Annotated in this window: 15 protein-coding genes; 14 read left to right on the plus strand and 1 reads right to left on the minus strand. The window is 64.6% G+C overall.

Annotation, left to right across the window (positions count from 1 at the left end; genetic code table 11):
* The first annotated feature begins 124 nt into the window (after positions 1-124).
* From ACWIVK_RS09970 to ACWIVK_RS09980, 3 genes are all read left to right on the plus strand, one after another.
* A complete protein-coding gene (locus ACWIVK_RS09970; RefSeq protein WP_448576523.1) occupies positions 125-358 on the plus strand; it encodes an Lrp/AsnC family transcriptional regulator in 234 nt (77 codons plus the stop codon).
* Positions 359-552: 194 nt separating this feature from the next.
* Complete coding sequence (locus ACWIVK_RS09975) at positions 553-2,355, plus strand: PEP-utilizing enzyme (RefSeq protein ID WP_448576524.1); 1,803 nt, start codon at positions 553-555, stop codon at positions 2,353-2,355.
* A gap of 33 nt (positions 2,356-2,388) precedes the next feature.
* Positions 2,389-3,471, plus strand: coding sequence for a PEP/pyruvate-binding domain-containing protein (locus ACWIVK_RS09980; protein WP_448576525.1), 1,083 nt, complete (start codon positions 2,389-2,391; stop codon positions 3,469-3,471).
* Between the two features lie 216 nt (positions 3,472-3,687).
* Here ACWIVK_RS09980 and accC read toward each other — a convergent pair whose 3' ends face one another.
* Positions 3,688-5,034 carry an acetyl-CoA carboxylase biotin carboxylase subunit gene (gene accC, locus ACWIVK_RS09985; RefSeq protein ID WP_448576526.1) on the minus strand — a complete coding sequence of 449 codons (1,347 nt, stop codon included), beginning with the start codon at positions 5,032-5,034 and terminating at the stop codon, positions 3,688-3,690.
* A 219-nt stretch (positions 5,035-5,253) separates the two neighbouring features.
* Between accC and ACWIVK_RS09990 the strand changes: the two genes are divergently transcribed.
* The 11 genes from ACWIVK_RS09990 to ACWIVK_RS10040 all read left to right on the plus strand — a co-directional run.
* Positions 5,254-6,126, plus strand: a complete 873-nt coding sequence (locus ACWIVK_RS09990) for an FAD binding domain-containing protein (RefSeq protein WP_448576527.1) — start codon at positions 5,254-5,256, stop codon at positions 6,124-6,126.
* Between the two features lie 20 nt (positions 6,127-6,146).
* On the plus strand, positions 6,147-6,629 hold the full coding sequence (locus tag ACWIVK_RS09995) for a (2Fe-2S)-binding protein (protein ID WP_448576528.1): 483 nt from the start codon (positions 6,147-6,149) through the stop codon (positions 6,627-6,629).
* Positions 6,630-6,642: 13 nt separating this feature from the next.
* Positions 6,643-8,997 carry a xanthine dehydrogenase family protein molybdopterin-binding subunit gene (locus ACWIVK_RS10000; protein WP_448576529.1) on the plus strand — a complete coding sequence of 785 codons (2,355 nt, stop codon included), beginning with the start codon at positions 6,643-6,645 and terminating at the stop codon, positions 8,995-8,997.
* 114 nt (positions 8,998-9,111) lie between these two features.
* A complete protein-coding gene (torT, locus tag ACWIVK_RS10005) occupies positions 9,112-10,395 on the plus strand; it encodes a TMAO reductase system periplasmic protein TorT (protein ID WP_448576530.1) in 1,284 nt (427 codons plus the stop codon).
* A 12-nt stretch (positions 10,396-10,407) separates the two neighbouring features.
* Positions 10,408-11,943, plus strand: a complete 1,536-nt coding sequence (locus ACWIVK_RS10010; protein WP_448576531.1) for a sugar ABC transporter ATP-binding protein — start codon at positions 10,408-10,410, stop codon at positions 11,941-11,943.
* The gene (locus ACWIVK_RS10015) at positions 11,927-12,934 is read left to right on the plus strand and encodes an ABC transporter permease (protein ID WP_448576532.1); all 1,008 of its coding nucleotides are present in this window, start codon (positions 11,927-11,929) and stop codon (positions 12,932-12,934) included. Before ACWIVK_RS10010 ends, ACWIVK_RS10015 begins: the two co-directional genes overlap by 17 nt.
* Positions 12,935-12,953: 19 nt before the next feature.
* Positions 12,954-13,202 carry an acetyl-CoA carboxylase gene (locus tag ACWIVK_RS10020; protein WP_012642653.1) on the plus strand — a complete coding sequence of 83 codons (249 nt, stop codon included), beginning with the start codon at positions 12,954-12,956 and terminating at the stop codon, positions 13,200-13,202.
* 31 nt (positions 13,203-13,233) lie between these two features.
* Positions 13,234-14,226, plus strand: coding sequence for a 5-oxoprolinase subunit B family protein (locus ACWIVK_RS10025; RefSeq protein ID WP_448576533.1), 993 nt, complete (start codon positions 13,234-13,236; stop codon positions 14,224-14,226).
* Positions 14,227-14,259: 33 nt separating this feature from the next.
* Entirely contained in the window at positions 14,260-15,252 is a 993-nt protein-coding gene (locus tag ACWIVK_RS10030; RefSeq protein ID WP_448576534.1) for a 5-oxoprolinase subunit C family protein, read from the plus strand.
* Positions 15,253-15,255: 3 nt separating this feature from the next.
* Positions 15,256-16,029: a LamB/YcsF family protein gene (locus ACWIVK_RS10035; protein WP_448576535.1), complete on the plus strand. Its 774-nt coding sequence runs from the start codon at positions 15,256-15,258 to the stop codon at positions 16,027-16,029.
* Positions 16,030-16,108: 79 nt separating this feature from the next.
* A partial coding sequence (locus ACWIVK_RS10040; protein ID WP_448576536.1) for a biotin transporter BioY occupies positions 16,109-16,484 on the plus strand: 376 nt, incomplete at its 3' end.

The raw sequence follows: 16,484 nt of genomic DNA on the forward strand, positions 1-16,484 counted from the left end.
CGACCAGGTGATCGCGTGCGGGCCAGGGCAGTGGGAGACGACGCGCGAGGCATCGTCTTGTTGCTGACTAGCCGATGGGGCACACTCATCGTGAGTTCCGTCGAAGAAGGAAGGAGGGAGCCTCATGGCCGCGCGTGCGTATGTTCTGGTTCATTGCGATGTCGGGAAGGCTCGTTCCGTCAAAGAAGCGCTGGCGAGCGTCCCCGGCATCCAACATGCCGACATCGTGACGGGTGATTACGACCTCATCGTGGTGGTCGAGCAACCGACGGTGGAGGAGCTGGGGCGGCTCGTTCTGGAGAAGATTCACGGCACGCCCGGGGTGACGGCGACGAGTACGCATGTGGTGGTGGGGTAGACGCGGATAACGGAGCCATCGTTGGCGTTCGGTCGCCGATGCCGGCAAGCCGACCTCGCTCGCGGGCGGACGCGTGGCTGTCTCGTTCGGCATTGTGGAACAGCTGTCTTGCGTTCTGCAACAGGATTTTCATCATTAGAAATGAAGTCACGCTGTGTCGCCACAATACGATCGGGGGGCAGATGGAGAGCACGTTGCGGTTTCCGAGCCCGTTCGAGGTCGGCACACCGCCGGGAGCTGAGGGGTGGGAGCAGCTCTATCCCTACTATCTGCTTTTCAGTGATGATCGCCGACAAGAGGAGGAGCGTCGTCTCTGGTTCTTCAACGGGATGCATTTCCCGGAGGCGATGACGCCCTTCGACATCATCACCGCCGAGGCGGGGTATCTCGCGATCGGCGAAATGAGTAGCCGGATGTTCTGCATCCCGCCAGCGATGGGGATCGATTTCCGCGTACTGAACGGCTACGTCTACATCAGCCCGACGCCGGTGACTGACCCTGTAGAGATCGAACAGCGGGCAGCCTGGTTCCAAGAGCGAGCTGGCTACTACTACGCGAATTGGCGAGCGTTTTACGAGGAGTGGAAGCAGCGACTGAGTGCGGAGGTCGAGCGACTCGTCGCGATCCGCTTCCCGGAACTCCCTACAGTCGAACCCGCCGACTACGTCTTCCAGCGTCGCGGTTACGGTGCGTCGATGGATAATCTCGCGGCTTATCATGACCTGATCGATAGTATCTTCCGCGTGTGGCAGATCCACATGGAAATCGTGATGATCGGCTTTGCCGCCTACTTCACGTTTTACGATTTCTGCAAGAGAGCGTTTCCAGAGATCTCCGACCAGCAGGTGACTCGGATGGTCGGGGCGATCGACGTCAGCATGTTCCGGCCGAACGACGAGCTGAAGCGGTTGGCCCGTCGGGCGCTGGAACTCGGTATCGCGGATCTTTTCCTCGCGAACGGTTCGGGTGCAGCAGTCTTCGCGCAGCTGCGCGAGAACGAGGCCGGACGGGCTTGGCTCAAAGAATGGGAGGCGAGTGCCGATCCCTGGTTCTACATGAATACGGGCGATGGTTTCCAACACCATCACCGGGCGTGGATCGATGATCCGACGCCGGTGGTGAGCGTACTGGCCGACTACATCCAGCGGCTGCAACGTGGGGAGAATCTGGAGCGAGATACCGCCGCGCTCCGCGAGGAACGTGATCGGATCACCCAGGGCTACCGCGAACTCTTGGCAACGGACGAGGAACGACAAGCCTTCGACCAGATCCTGGCACTGACCCGCGATGTCTACTACTCGATCGAGGACCACAAGTTCTATGTGGAGCACTGGTATCAGAGTCGGTTCTGGAACAAGGTCCGCGAACTCAGCCGGTTGTTCGTGGCCGGTGGCTTTTTCCGCGATGTGGAAGATATCTTCTCGTTGCACTATACCGAGGTCGAGCGAGCGTTGATGGATCTCTTGCTCAGCTGGAGCATCGGCACGACGCCGCGCGGCCCAGCCTACTGGCCGGAGGAGATCGCCCGGCGTCAGCGCATCATGGACCGTCTGCGAGCCTGGTCTCCGCCCCCAGCGCTCGGCGTGGTTCCGGACGTCATCGGGGATCCAGCGATCATCATGCTGTGGGGAATTACGCCGGAGCGCCTGCGTGCCTGGCTGAGTCCGGAGGAAGGGAGCGTCCTCCGTGGGTTCGCTGCCGCACCCGGCGTGGCCGAAGGGCCGGCACGAGTCGTGCTGAGCATCGAGGAACTTCAAGAGGTACGGGACGGTGAGATCCTCGTTTGCTCGGTGACCGAACCCAGCTGGGCTCCCGTACTGGCCCGGGTTCGCGGGATGGTCTCCGATATCGGGGGCGTGATGTCGCATGCGGCGATCGTCGCGCGCGAGTACCGGATCCCGGCGGTGCTCGGCACCGGCGTGGCGACCAAAAGGATCCGGACGGGGCAGTACCTGCGAGTCGATGGCGAGAACGGAGTCGTCACCATTCTGGACTGACCAGTGGCGAGGTCGGGGAGGGGGCGGTTTCCGATGCGCCGATCACCATTCATCCGCGAACTCACTACCCTCGGCCATGCCGATCGACCCCTCGTGGGGGGTAAGGCAGCGAGTCTGGGGATGCTCCTGGCGGCTGGCTGTCCGGTTCCACCTGGCTTCGCTCTGACGACCGAGGCCTACCGGTACTTTCTGGAGCGGAACGGTCTGACCGGTCTCTTCGAGTTCGTGCAGGATGAGGGGATGCGATTGGACGATACGGCGGCGCAGCTCTCGCGCCGCGTGGAGGAGGCGTTCCTCGCAGCGGCGTTGCCGGAGGATTTGGCGGATGAGCTCGCCGAGTCGTATCTCGGGCTCGGGAAAGCGATCGGCCAGCCGGAACCGGTGGTCGCGGTTCGCTCGAGTGCGGCAGATGAGGACAGCCGTACGGCGAGCTTTGCAGGGCAACACGAGACCTATCTCGGCATACAGGGGATCGGCTCGCTGTTCCGAGCAGTCCGGCGTTGCTGGGCGAGCGCCTACACGCCGCGGGCGATCGCCTATCGCGTCCACCGTGGTCTCTCCTTGAAGGACGCTGCGGTCGGCGTCGTCGTGCAGTTGTTGGTCGAGCCGCGCGCGGCTGGAGTGCTCTTCACACTCAGTCCGCGCACTGGCGATCGCTCGCTCATCGTGATCGAAGGCAGTTGGGGGCTCGGTCAAGCGGTCGTCGCTGGCGAGGTCACGCCCGATGAGTACGTGGTCAGCAAGGTGACGCTCGAACTGGTGCGCAAACAGGTCAATGCGAAGCCGTTCCGGTATCGGCGTGGGGGATCGGATGGCTCGCTGGTCCGTGAAGAACTTCCGCCCGATCTCGCCAGTGCACCCTGTCTTGCGGAGTCCGAGGTGATCGAGCTTGCCCGGCGCGCTCGCGAACTCGAGAAGCGACTGGGCTATCCCCTCGATGTGGAGTGGGCGATGTGCGATCAGCCGGAACGCGGGACAGTCTTCTTCCTGCAATGTCGGCCGGAGACGGTGTGGACTACCAAGGAGCGACCGCTCGCGACCCTGGCAGCGAGCGACCCGATCGCGGCCATCGCGCAGACGCTGGTTCGCTCGCCGAGCCGCCCGGGGGACGGATGAGGGCTCGTTCATGACGATCAGGTATCGGGTGGGTTCTCGCAGCTCGGTGGTGAACCTGGCAGACCGAGCGGGGACTGGTTGGGGTGCGCAGTAGGCCGTAAGGAAGGCAGGCCCGTCGTTCGATGGGATCGAGCGGATCGTCAGAAAGCCGGGGGTGCTGCGTAGCACCCCCGGTCTCGATCCATGGTGTCGATCGCATCGGCAAGTGGGCGACGCTCACTGCAGGTCGGCGAGGCGCTCGTCCAGGAACTGGACGTGATAGGCGGCCGCGATCACAGCAGGGTCATCGGCGAGCTGGCGATGGAAGGATGCGGTGGTCGCGATCCCCTCGATCACCAGTTCGTCGAGGGCGCGCCGACCGCGAGCCAGGGCCTCGCTGCGGTCGCGACCCCAGACGATCAGCTTGCCGATGAGCGAGTCGTAGAAGGGTGAGACCTCGTCACCCGTGCCGAAACCGAAGTCGCAGCGGACACCAGGGCCGCTCGGGAGTTCCATCCGCTCGATGATGCCGGGCGAAGGGAAGAAGCCGAGCGAGGGGTCCTCGGCGTTGATCCGGAACTCGATGGCGTGGCCGTGGAGCCTGATCTCGTCTTGGCTCACGTCGAGTCGTTCGCCGGCAGCGATGCGGATCTGTTCCTTGACGATGTCGATACCGGTCACGAGTTCGGTGACGGGGTGCTCGACCTGGATGCGGGTGTTCATCTCCAGGAAGTAGAACGACCCGCCGGCATCCAGGAGGAACTCGATCGTTCCGGCATTGGTGTAGCCAGCGGCGCGGGCGAGGCGGACAGCCGCGTCGCAGATTTGGGCCCGCAGACCGGGCGTGAGGGCTGGGGATGGTGCTTCCTCCCAGAGCTTCTGGCGTCGCCGCTGGATCGAGCACTCGCGCTCGAAGAGGTGCAGCACCGTACCGTGGTGATCGGCGAGCACCTGGACCTCGATGTGGCGCGGGCGCTCGAGGAACTTTTCGAGGTAGAGAGAGCCGTCGCCGAAAGCCGCATGCGCCTCTTGCGCGGCGATGACGAGGGCCTGCTCGAGTTCGGCCCGATCGCGCACGACGCGGATACCGCGCCCGCCGCCGCCTGCCGCTGCCTTGACCATCAAGGGGAAACCGATCCGATCGGCGAACGCGAGCGCCTCTTCCGGTCCGACCGTCTCGGGGGTACCCGGGACGATCGGGACGCCGGCTGAGTCAGCGAGCTTGCGGGCAGCGGCCTTGTCACCCATGAGGGCGATCGCCTCGGGGGAGGGACCGATGAAAACGAGACCAGCATCCCGGCAAGCACGAGCGAACTCGGCATTCTCGGCTAGGAAACCGTAGCCGGGGTGGATGGCCTCGGCGCCGGTCTCGCGCGCAGCAGCGATGATGGCGTCGCTGTTCAGGTAACTGCGGGTCGCTGCTGCGGGGCCGATACAGCGTGCCTCGTCGGCATACCGGACGTGGCGCGCTCGGGCGTCGGCCTCGGAATAGACGGCGACCGTGCGGATGCCCAATTCGCGACAAGCCCGCATGACGCGGAGGGCGATCTCCCCGCGGTTAGCGACCAGGATCTTCCGGAACATCGCGCGTTATCCTCCTTTTTGTATCGTACGACAAGCAATTTTGTATCAGATTACAAAGGTTCGCCTCTTGACAGGCGAACCTTCTGGGCTCTAGCATACCGGCAGTGGTGCTTGCTGTCATCGTCGCGGATCCGGAAAGAAGCGCACTATCTCGGGCTCGTCGGGTCAAAGAGCGGGTCGGGTGTTGCGGTTTTCGGTGGATGAGCGGGGAGGGTGGCGATGAAACCGGCAGCCTTTGCGTACGAGCGGCCGGGGACCCTCGGTGAGGCGCTCGAGATGCTGGCGCGGCATGGTTCGGATGCCCGGCCACTCGCTGGTGGGCAGAGCCTGGTGCCGATGCTGAGCTTGCGGCTGGCGCGTCCAGCGCTTCTGGTCGACCTCGGTCGTGTCACCGGGCTCGACGATCTGGTCGTGCGGGACGGTGCGGTCGAGATCGGCGCGATGGTGCGGCAACGGCGGTTGGAGCGCGATCCGCTGGTCGCCCAGCACGTGCCGGTGCTCGCTGCTGCGACACGGTACGTGGGGCATCCCGCGATCCGGAATCGGGGTACAGTCGGCGGGAGCCTGGCTCATGCCGATCCGTCGGCCGAATATCCGGCAGTGGCGCTCGCACTCGATGCCGAGATAGTCGCCCGCAGTGCACGAGGCGAGCGGACGATTCCGGCACGGGACTTTTTCTTGGGACCCTTCACGACCGCGCTCGCTGAGGGCGAACTACTCGTCGCGATCCGTTTTCCCACACTGCCGGCTGGGGCGGGTTGGGGTGTCGAGGAGATCGCGCGGCGGCACGGCGACTTCGCGCTCGCTGGGGCGGTCGCGGTGCTGGAGCGTGGGCCGGACGGTACGTGCAGTCGGGCGAGCGTGGCACTCTTCGGTGTGGCGACGCGGCCGTTGCGGGCGACTGCGGTCGAGCAGGCGCTCATCGGGCGAGCCTTGGACAGCGCGGTGCTGCGCGAAGCAGCAGCTCTTGCGGCGGATGCGATCGACGAGCCGCTCTCCGATGTGCATGGGTCAGCGACGTACCGGCGGCAGGTCACGCCAGTGGTGGTGCGGCGAGCGCTCGAAGCTGCCGCCGCGCGGGCCGGGTTCTGAACGGGGGAAGGCGGGACACGATGGAACGAGTTCCGATCACGCTGACCGTGAATGGGCAGACGATTTCGGCCGAGGTCGAAGCGCGCATGACGCTGGCCGATTTCCTGCGCGAGCAGCTGGGTCTCACTGGGACCAAATTGGGATGCGAGCACGGGGTCTGTGGGAGCTGCACGGTGCTCTGGGACGGAGCAGCGGTGCGCTCCTGCCTGGTGTTGGCTGCCCAAGCTGATGGGGCGAATCTGACGACGATCGAGGGGCTGGCGACCGGAGGAGCGATGCACCCCGTGCAGCAAGCGTTCTGGGAGCATCATGGGTTGCAATGCGGATTCTGCACGCCTGGTATGGTGCTGACGGCTGTCGCATTGCTCGAGGAAAATCCGACGCCGAGCGAGGAGGAGATCCGTGAGGCGTTGAGCGGCAATCTCTGTCGGTGCACGGGATACCAGAACATCGTCCGGGCTGTCCGAGCAGCGGCACAGATGCAGGCGGGCCGGGGATCGTGAGAGGAGCGCAGCGATGACGCTTCAGATGTTGCCGAGGGGAAAGTGGGTCGGAGCTCGCGTCAAGCGGGTGGAGGATCCCCGCTTTCTGACTGGGGAAGCACGCTATCTGGCCGATATCCAGATCCCTGGAACAGTGCATGCGGCATTCGTGCGCTCGCCGTACGGGCATGCACGAATTCGGCGCATCGAGACGAGTGCCGCGCGGGCACTGTCTGGGGTGCTCGCCGTGTATACGGCCGAGGATGTGGCGGTGCTCCCGCCGCTGGCGAGCGGGCTCCCGATCGAGGGGCTCAAGCCGACACCGCAGTCGGTGTTGGCCAAGGACAAGGTGCGCTTCGTCGGTGAAGCGGTCGCAGTCGTGGTAGCCGAAAATCGCTACATCGCCGAAGACGCGGCGGAACTCGTGGAGGTGGAGTACGAGCCGCTGCCAGCGGTGACGCACGCCGAGCGCGCGATGGCCGCCGATGCTCCCATCCTGCACGAGGATCTGGGGACGAACGTCGTCTATCAGAAGGTCACGACACTCGGCGATGTCGAGGCAGCGTTCGCGCAGGCTGATCGGGTTTTCCGGCGACGCTTCCATACCAACCGGTTCGTGGCCTCACCGATGGAGACCCGGGGCTGTCTCTCGGTCTACGAGCGGGCGAGCGGGCAACTGACGTTCTATTCGTCGACGCAGATGCCGCACATGTTGCGACTCTTCCTGTCGTTGTTCCTGGGGATTCCGGAGCACAAGGTTCGGGTCATCTCGCCAGAGGTGGGCGGTGGCTTCGGGCAGAAGATGACGATCTATCCGGAAGAGGTGGTGATCGCCTACCTGGGTAAGGTGCTGGGTCGACCGGTGAAATGGGTCGAGGATCGCCGGGAGAACCTCGCCGCCGCAACGCACGCCAAGGAGCAGATCATCGAGCTGGAGGCAGCGGTCCGCGCCGACGGGAAGGTGCTTGGGATGAAGGCGCGGCTGATCGGCGACGGGGGCGCCTATTCGTTCAACACGGCGAGTGCGCTGATCGAACCCTTGGCGGCGGCTGGCATCGTGCCAGGGGTCTACGATATCCCGGCCTACCAGCACGAGGTGATCGCGGTCTGCACGAACAAGTCGCCGGTCGGGGCTTTCCGCGCCGTCGGCTGGACGGCCGCGCAGACGGCGCGGGAGCTGTTCTTCGACGAGATCGCGCGCGAGCTCGGGCTCGATCCGGCGGAGTTCCGGCGCCGCAACCTGATCAGCGAGTTCCCGCACACCACCGTTACCGGGATGGTCTACGACAGCGGGAGTTACCGCGAGTCGCTGGAGCGGGCTCTTGAGCTCGTCGGTTACGACGAGCTGCGACGCCGGCAAGCCGAGCTGCGGCAACAGGGGCGGTACCTCGGCATCGGGATCAGCCTCTACGTCGAACCGACCGCTTGGGGCTCGGAGATCGCGTTGCAAGCCGGCTTCCCGTTCCCGTCGCACGACAACGCGACGGTGACGATCGACCCGACGGGCAAGGTCCGCGTGGCGGTGAGCGTACACAGCCACGGACAGGGGCACGAAACGACGCTGGCCCAGGTCGCAGCCGAGATCCTGGGCGTCTCGATCGACGACGTGATCGTCGAGCATGGCGACACTGACCGTGCGCCTTGGGGCATGGGCACCTATGCCAGCCGGAGCGCCGTCATCGGCGGTGGCATGGTAGCACTGGCCGCGCAGGAAGTGCGCGAGAAGGTGCTGCGCGTCGCCAGTCGCCTCCTGGAGGTGGCGCCGGAAGATCTGGAGATCCAAGACGGCAATGTTTTCGTCCGCGGCGCGCCGGACCGCTCGTTGAGCCTGTTCCAGGTGGCCTTCGCGGCCTATTTGGACGGACGCGTGCGGGCGGAGGGGGAGGAGCCGCTGCTTTCGGCGACCAAGTTCTACGATCCGCGGGCCACGTATTCGAACGGGTGCATCGTCACCGTCTGCGAAGTGGACGGCGAGACGGGTCTGGTGCGGCTCGACAAGATCGTGGCGGTCGAGGACTGTGGGACGATGCTCAACCCGATGATCGTCGAAGGGCAAGTGATGGGTGCGATCGGCCAAGGGATCGGCGGTGCGCTCTACGAGGCGATGATCTACGACGAGAACGGGCAGCTGCTCACCGATAGCTTCGTGACGTACGCGTTGCCGACGGCGACCGAAGTGCCGGAGTTGGTGATCGATCACCTCGAGACTCCCTCGCCGGTCACCATCGGTGGCATCAAGGGAATCGGTGAAGGCGGACTCTTGGCATCGCCGGCATCGGTCGCCGGCGCGGTGCTCGATGCCATTTGGCCGGCTGGTCGAGCGATCGAGGAGTTGCCGCTGACGCCGGAGCGCGTCTTGAGTGCTCTGCAGAAGCAGGGCGACGTGTGAGGAGGTGGCGATCGAGCACGCCCGCTGGTATCGGTAAAGGATGGATGGGATGGTCGTCATTCCCTGGCGGAGAGCCAGGGAATGACACGAGTAGCTGCACAAAGGAGCGAGAGGATGCGGGGAGGGGATACGATGGATCAGTTCGGACGACTGACGCGACGCGGTCTCTTGCGCTCGTTGGCAGTGACCAGCGCAGTCGCAGTGGCCGGTGGTCTCCTGGCTGCCTGCGGCGGAGGCGGGGCGACTCCGACACCGGCGAGCGGTGGTGCCCAGCCGACGACCGCGCCGGCTGGCACGCCGACAGCGGCTCCCGCTGCCGGAGCGACACCGACAGCGGCGGCCGCAACGGAAGAGCTCTGGGATGTGGTTGCCTATTACGGCACGTACGATGTCTCGACCAAGCAGCCGGGTCGGCCAGCGGGCAGCCTGCAGGGACCGAAGTACGAGAAGTGGACGCGGCCGAAGGCGAACAAGCCGTACATGATCGGGGTCTCGTTCCCGCACCTCAAGGACCCCTATTGGCTGGCGGTCGATTATGGGATCGTCGACGAGGCACAGATCCTGGGGGTGGGGATCGAGTTGGTCGCGGCCCAGGGGTACAACGACCTGACTGGGCAGATCAATCAGGTGGAAAACCTGGCCAACCGCGCGGACATCGAGGGGATCATCCTGGCGGCGATCAGTTATGCCTCGCAGGACCAACTGGTGACCGACATCGTCAAGAACAAGAAGAAGCCGGTCATCGAGGTGATCAACGACATCCAGGCGCCGGATATCATGGCCAAGGCGCTCGTGTCCTTCTACGACATGGGGTATGCAGCGGGTCAGTTCGTTGCGGAAGACTCCGGCGGTCAGGAGGTGACGGTCGTCTTCCTGCCTGGTCCAGCTGGGTCTGGTTGGGCGCCGGATACGGTGGATGGTTTCAAGGCAGCGGTCGAAGAGAAGGTTCCCGGCAAGGTGAAGATTCTGGACGTCAAGTGGGGCGACACCGGGAAGGACGTTCAGGTCTCGCTGATCGAGGATGCGCTCAACGCCTATCCGGATGTCACGTACCTTGTCGGGAATGCGGTCGCGGCCGACGCGGCACCGGATATCCTGGCGAACCGAGCCAAGAAGCCGAAGGTGGTCTCGACCTACATCATCCCGCCGCTGTACGACAAGATCGCCGAGGGAAAGGTGGCGGCAGCTCCGACGGACTTCACGGCTCTCCAAGGGCGCATGGCGGTGGACATGATGGTGCGGATCCTGAACGGGGAAAAGCCGGGTGTGGATTTCCCGTTCCGGGCTGGACCGATCATCAAAGTGGTCACGCCTCAGAACTACAAGGAGTTCAAGTACGAAGACATGTTCGGCCCGCGTGATTTCCGTCCGGTCTTCTCGGTGAAGCCGAAGGCGTGACGAGGCACGGGCATGGCGGAGCTCCTGCGGGCCATCGAGGTCTCCAAGCGGTTCCCGGGTGTGCTCGCTCTCGACCGGGTCTCGTTCGAGTTGCGTGCCGGGGAAGTGCATGCACTCGTCGGTGAGAACGGGGCAGGGAAGTCGACACTGGTCAATATCTTCGCTGGCTCGTTACGGCCTGACAGCGGCACGATCGAACTCGAGGGGCGACCGGTGCAGATCCGGTCGCCCCACCATGCGCAAGAGCTGGGGATCCGCGCTGTTTTCCAGCACCTGAGCTTGGTACCAGCGCTGAGCGTCGCGGAAAACATCTTCCTGGGGCGGGAGTTGACGACTCCCGGCCTTTTGCGCAAGCCAGCGATGCAGGCGCGCAGTTTGGCCCAACTCGGTCTCTTCGATGCCGGTATCTCGCCCACTACCAAGGTGCGTGATTTGACCGTGCCGCAGCGCTATCTGGTCGAGATCGCCAAGGCGACGCTCGAACGACCGAAGGTCCTGATCCTCGACGAGCCGACCGCTTCCCTGACCGACCGTGAAACGCGCGTGCTCTACGATCTCGTCCGGGAACTGCGTGGGCAAGGGGTGGGAGTGATCTGGATCACGCACCGCTTGGAGGAACTGTACGAGATCGCCGACCGCGTGACGGTGATGCGGGATGGTCGGCACGTCGCGACCTTGTCGGTCAACGAGACGACGACGGACCGGCTGATCACACTGATGACTGGCCGGGAATACGAGCAAATCTATCCAGCGCTGCAGCCGGTTCCCGAATCAGCTCCAGTCGTGCTGGCGGTTCGTGGGTTGACGACTGCGCATGGCCTTCGGGACGTTCACCTGACGCTCCGCGCCGGTGAGATTCTCGGCGTGGGCGGATTGATCGGTTCGGGAAAGGGGCTTCTCGGGCGAGCGCTGGTGGGTCTGGAACCGATCACGGCGGGGGAAATCGAACTCTTCGGCGAACGCATCCCGCTCGACCGGATCAGCCCGCGCACGCTCTTGGCGCGAGGGCTCATGTATTTCCCGGCCGACCGGCGTCACGAGGGTCTCCTCACCAATCGCTCAGTGCTCGAAAACATGACCATCGCAGCGCTCGAGGAGTTCCAGCGAGCGGGGGGCATCCTCGACAAGCGGCGTGAGCGGCGCATGGTGATCGAGTACATCCGGCGCTTGGCTATCGTGCCCCCGAATCCCGATGCGCGGGTGCGCAACCTCTCGGGTGGGAACCAGCAGAAGGTGGCGCTGGCGCGCGGTATGACCCGGACCACCCGAGTCTTCGTGCTGGACGAGCCGACGCAAGGGATCGACGTCGGTGCGAAGATCGCCGTCTATGGGCTCTTGCACGAACTCGCGAGACAGGGGGCGGCAGTCCTGTTCATCACCTCGGATATGCTGGAGCTGCTGCACGTCTGTCACCGGGTAGCGGTGATGTTCCAGGGGGAACTCGTGGCGGTCATGCCCCACGAGGAGGTCTCCGAGGAACGTTTGTTGCAGTACTACTTCGGCCACATACGAGAGGAGGTCGGACGGACCGGTGTCGACGCCGCGTGAAGTCGCGACCGGACGCTATGTCGCGCTCGGACGTCTCCGCTGGGTGCGGGGGGTCGTCGATCAACTGGGGCTGCTCCCGGTTTTGCTGATCGGTCTCTTGCTGTTCTTTTCCATCGCGTCGCCGAACTTCTTTACGCGTACGAACCTCTCGACCATCTTGACGCAGGCGCTTTTCTTGATCATCGTGTCGGTTGCCCAGACGTTGGTTCTCCTGACTGGTGGTTTCGATCTCTCGATGGGTTCCTCGATCGCACTGGTCAGTATCGTGGTCGGCCTGCAGCTGTTGGATCACCCGGATGCACCACTGACTGGTCTGGTGATCGCGACCCTGGCAGCGATCGCGGTCGCGACCGGTATCGGTGCGCTCAATGGACTGTTCGTCTCGCTGTTTCGTGTCCCGCCTTTCATCGTGACCCTGGCCATGATGACGGCGGTGTCCGGTCTGGCTCTGAAAGTTTCGCGCGGGGTACCGGTGTTCGGCTTGCCCGGTTATTTTTCCGGCACGCTCTATACCGGCAGGGTGCTGGGGATCCCCGTGCCCTGGCTGGTGACAGTACTGGTCCTGGCGGTCATGTATCTCGTGCTGCACTGGACGCGCTTCGGACGGTACTGGTATGCGATCGGCAGCAATGCGGAGGCAGCGCGACTCTCCGGCATCGCGGTCCGCTTCTACCTTTTCCTCGCCTATGCGATCGCCGGTGTCCTGGTCGGGGTCACTGGTCTCTTGTTGACGGCGCGGGTGGGGTCGGGTGAGCCGACCTTGGGCGCGAGCTTCCCGTTGGAGTCGATCGCGGCGGCGGTGCTCGGTGGGGTCTCGATCCGCGGTGGCGAGGGGAACATCTTCGGTGCGGCGCTGGGTGCTGTTTTCCTGGTCATGCTGCGCAACGGTATGGACATCATGGGGATCAGCACGTATACGCAGATGATCATCACCGGTGCGCTGCTGGTCGTGGCAGTGATCATCGACAACTGGGTGCATCGTGAGCGGTAGGACGGGAAGGGGGAACGCGATGGCGGAGCACACGATCAAGTCACCGTTGCCGGGCATCTTCTACCGGCGACCGAGCCCGGATGCGGCGCCGTTCGTCGAGGAAGGACAGACGATCCAACCGGGGACGGTCATCGGCTTAGTGGGCGTCATGAAGACGTTCCACCAGATCACGGCCGATGTCGGCGGGAAACTGGTGCGATTCCTCGTGGAGAACGAAGAGGCGATCCGACCTGGCCAACCGATCGCGGTGGTGAGCGACGAGGCCTGACCCCAGTAGGCAGTGGAAGGAGCGAGCGGTCATGACGGGCACTGGTACTCACCCCTCAGGAGTGATCCTGGCGAGCTTCCCGGAGCGCAACGGGCGCCCGAGCGTGACGTACCGCAATGCCGGCGACAGCTTCCTCTTGGTCGAGTTCGGCGAAATGGTTTTCGACTTGACGATGAGCTTTCGCGTGCTGGGGCTGGACGATGCGATCAAGCGGCATCGTCCAGCAGGACTGATCGAGACCATCCCGGCTCTCCGCAGCATCTTGATCAACTACGACAGCCGTCAGATCGGGGTGCGCGATCTGATCGATTTCGTCGAAGACCGATACGAGCATCTGCCCCCGTTCGAGAATCTCGTGGTGCCGAGCCGAATCGTCGAGCTGCCGATCGCCTTCGACGACAAGTGGACGCGCGAGGCGATCGCTCGCTACGTCCAGTACCAGCGAGCCGACGCACCGAACGTGATCGACGGGACGAACTCCAAGTACGCGGCCATGTACAACGGATTGCGCGACGAGGAAGAGTTCTTCAGCTACATCATGGCGACCGACTGGTGGAATGCGGCGTTGGGTTTCTTCCCCGGTCTGCCGTTCGCCTATCCGTTGGATCCGCGGTATGCGGTCGTCTTGCCCAAGTACAACCCGACGCGACACTGGACCCCGGCGGGAACGATCGGTATCGCCGGACCGTGCTTGGCCATCTATCCAGTGGAATCAGCTGGGGGCTACCAGATCTTCGGGCATACGGTGCCGATCTACGATCCGCAACAGCGGAACCCCGCTTTCCGCGAGAGCCCGGTGCTCCTGCGGCCGGGTGACCGGCTCCGCTTCCGACCGCGCGTGACGGACGAGGAACTGGAGGCGATGATCCAGGCTGTCTACGACGGGACCTATCAGTACCGGATCGACGAGACGGCGACGTTCGACGTCGGAGCGTATCTCACGTTCCTCAAAGAGGTGGAGCCGGAAGCCGAGGCGTTCCGACGACGCCAGGCCGAGGCGGCTGCGCGCGTGCCGGTTCCGTGATGCTCGCGAGAAGGCAGGAAGGGTGGAGGAGCCATGCTCGAAGTGCGGAACGGCGGATTCGAAACGACCGTCCAGGACTATCCGGGGCGGATCGGGATGCTGTCGCTCGGCTTCGCCCCGGCGGGGCCGATGGACGACTATGCATTCCGTTTCGCCAACGTGCTCGTCGGCAATCCCCCGGGTGCGGCTGGACTGGAAATCACTGCCGGCGGGCTCGTGGTTGCCTTCCGGGACGAGCGGGCGATCGCGATCTGCGGTGCGGACATGGGGGCGCGGCTGAACGGCCAGCCGGTGGAACTTTGGCGCAGTTACCTGGTGCGAGCAGGCGATGTGCTGGAGTTCGACTATCTGCAGGGGGCCGGCTTTCGCACGTACTTGGCAGTGAGTGGCGGGATCGACGTTCCACCGGTGCTGGGGAGCCGCGCCACCTACTTGCCTGGTGCCATCGGCGGACTGGAGGGGCGGAAGCTGCAGGCTGGTGACACGCTACCGCTGGGCGAGCCGGTCGTCGATCCGGCGCAGGCGGCTGGACGACGCGTGCCGAGCGCGCTGGTGCCGAACTATCCAGGCTACAACGAGGTGTGGGAGGTGGAGGCGACGCGCGGACCGCAGGCGGACCCCGACTACATGACGGCCGACGATATGGCCTTCTTCTTCTCGCACCAGTGGAAGCTGGACGCTGCCTCCAACCGGACTGGCTACCGGCTGGACATCCACAAGTGGCAGTGGGCGCGCACGAGCGGTGGTGCCGGCGGCGGGCATCCCTCGAACATCCTGGACAACGGCTATCCGGTCGGGGCCGTGAATGTCTGCGGTGACCAGCCGATCATCCTCTGCATCGATGGGCCGACGTTGGGTGGTTTCATCTGCAACGCCGTGGTCGCCAAGGCTGCGATGTGGAAGCTGGGGCAGATGGTTCCGGGCTGGAGTTACATTCGGTTCAAGGAGGTCACGCTCGAGGAGGCGATCGCGCTGCTCAAGAAGCAGGACGAGACGATCCACGAGAGCAACCTCGAAAGGAGCTGAGCTATGGCCCGCGTCATCGATATCAACTGCGACATGGGCGAAAGCTTCGGGCGCTGGACACTCGGCAACGATGCGGCCCTGATGCCCTTCATCACGTCGGCGAATATCGCGTGCGGCTGGCATGCTGGCGATCCGGCCGTCATGCGGCAGACCGTCGAACTCGCGGTGGCGCATGGGGTCGGCATCGGCGCGCATGTCGGCTTTCCCGACCTCCTCGGTTTCGGCCGCCGCCGCATGGACGTCACTCCGCAAGAGGTTTATGACTATACTCTGTACCAAGCGGGAGCGCTGCAGGCGTTCGCTCAGGCCGCTGGCGCGCGACTGCAGCATGTGAAGCCGCACGGAGCGTTCTACGTGATGTGCTCGCAGAACGAGGAACTGTGCGAGGCGCTCTGCCGGGCGATCAAGGCGCTGGGAAATGGTATCGCGCTGGTGATGATGGGGGACATCGCGCCGCGAGTGGCGGCGGCGGTCGGTATCCCGATGGCGCGCGAAGGTTACATCGACCTCAACTACAACCGGCAGGGGCAGTTGGTCCTGGAGCGGCGCAAGCAGGCGTGGGATCCGGAGGAGGTCGCCCGGCGCGCTGTGGAGCTGGTCCTGCACGGTCGCATCCCGACGATCGAGGGGGAAACGCTCCAGGCCGAGGTGGAAACGATCTGCATTCATGGTGATGCGCCGAATGCACCTGAAATCGCCCAACGGGTGCGCCAGCGCTTGGAGGAAGCAGGCGTGGTCGTTCGCCCGTTGGGGGCGGGGATGACGGCGACTGCCTGAGTTTCGGCAATCGGTGCTCGGCTAGTCTGGGGAAAGAGAGGGAGATCCGACGAGTTCGATCGTACTAGCGGATCTGGCGTTGCCGCGGAGCTGGCGAGAGCAGGCGGGGGTGCGGCTCGCGGCCACTGTCGTACTGGTGGTGGTCGGGAGCCTGCTCACGGCTCTGGCGGCACAGGTGAGCATCCCACTGCCCTTTACGCCGGTGCCGATCACTGGCCAGACCTTCGCGGTTCTGCTGGTGGGTGCGGCTTTGGGGAGTCGGCGCGGAGCAGCGAGCATGGCCCTCTATGTCGCGGAAGGGCTGGCCGGGTTGCCGGTCTTCGCCGGTGGCAAGGCGGGGTTGGCAGTGTTGCTGGGTCCGACCGGTGGGTATCTCATCGGCTTCATCGCCGCGGCGTTCGTGACTGGTTGGCTGGCTGAGCGTGGTTGGGACCGCCGGCCGCTGACCACAGCAT

The sequence above is a fragment of the Thermomicrobium sp. genome (assembly GCF_053493975.1).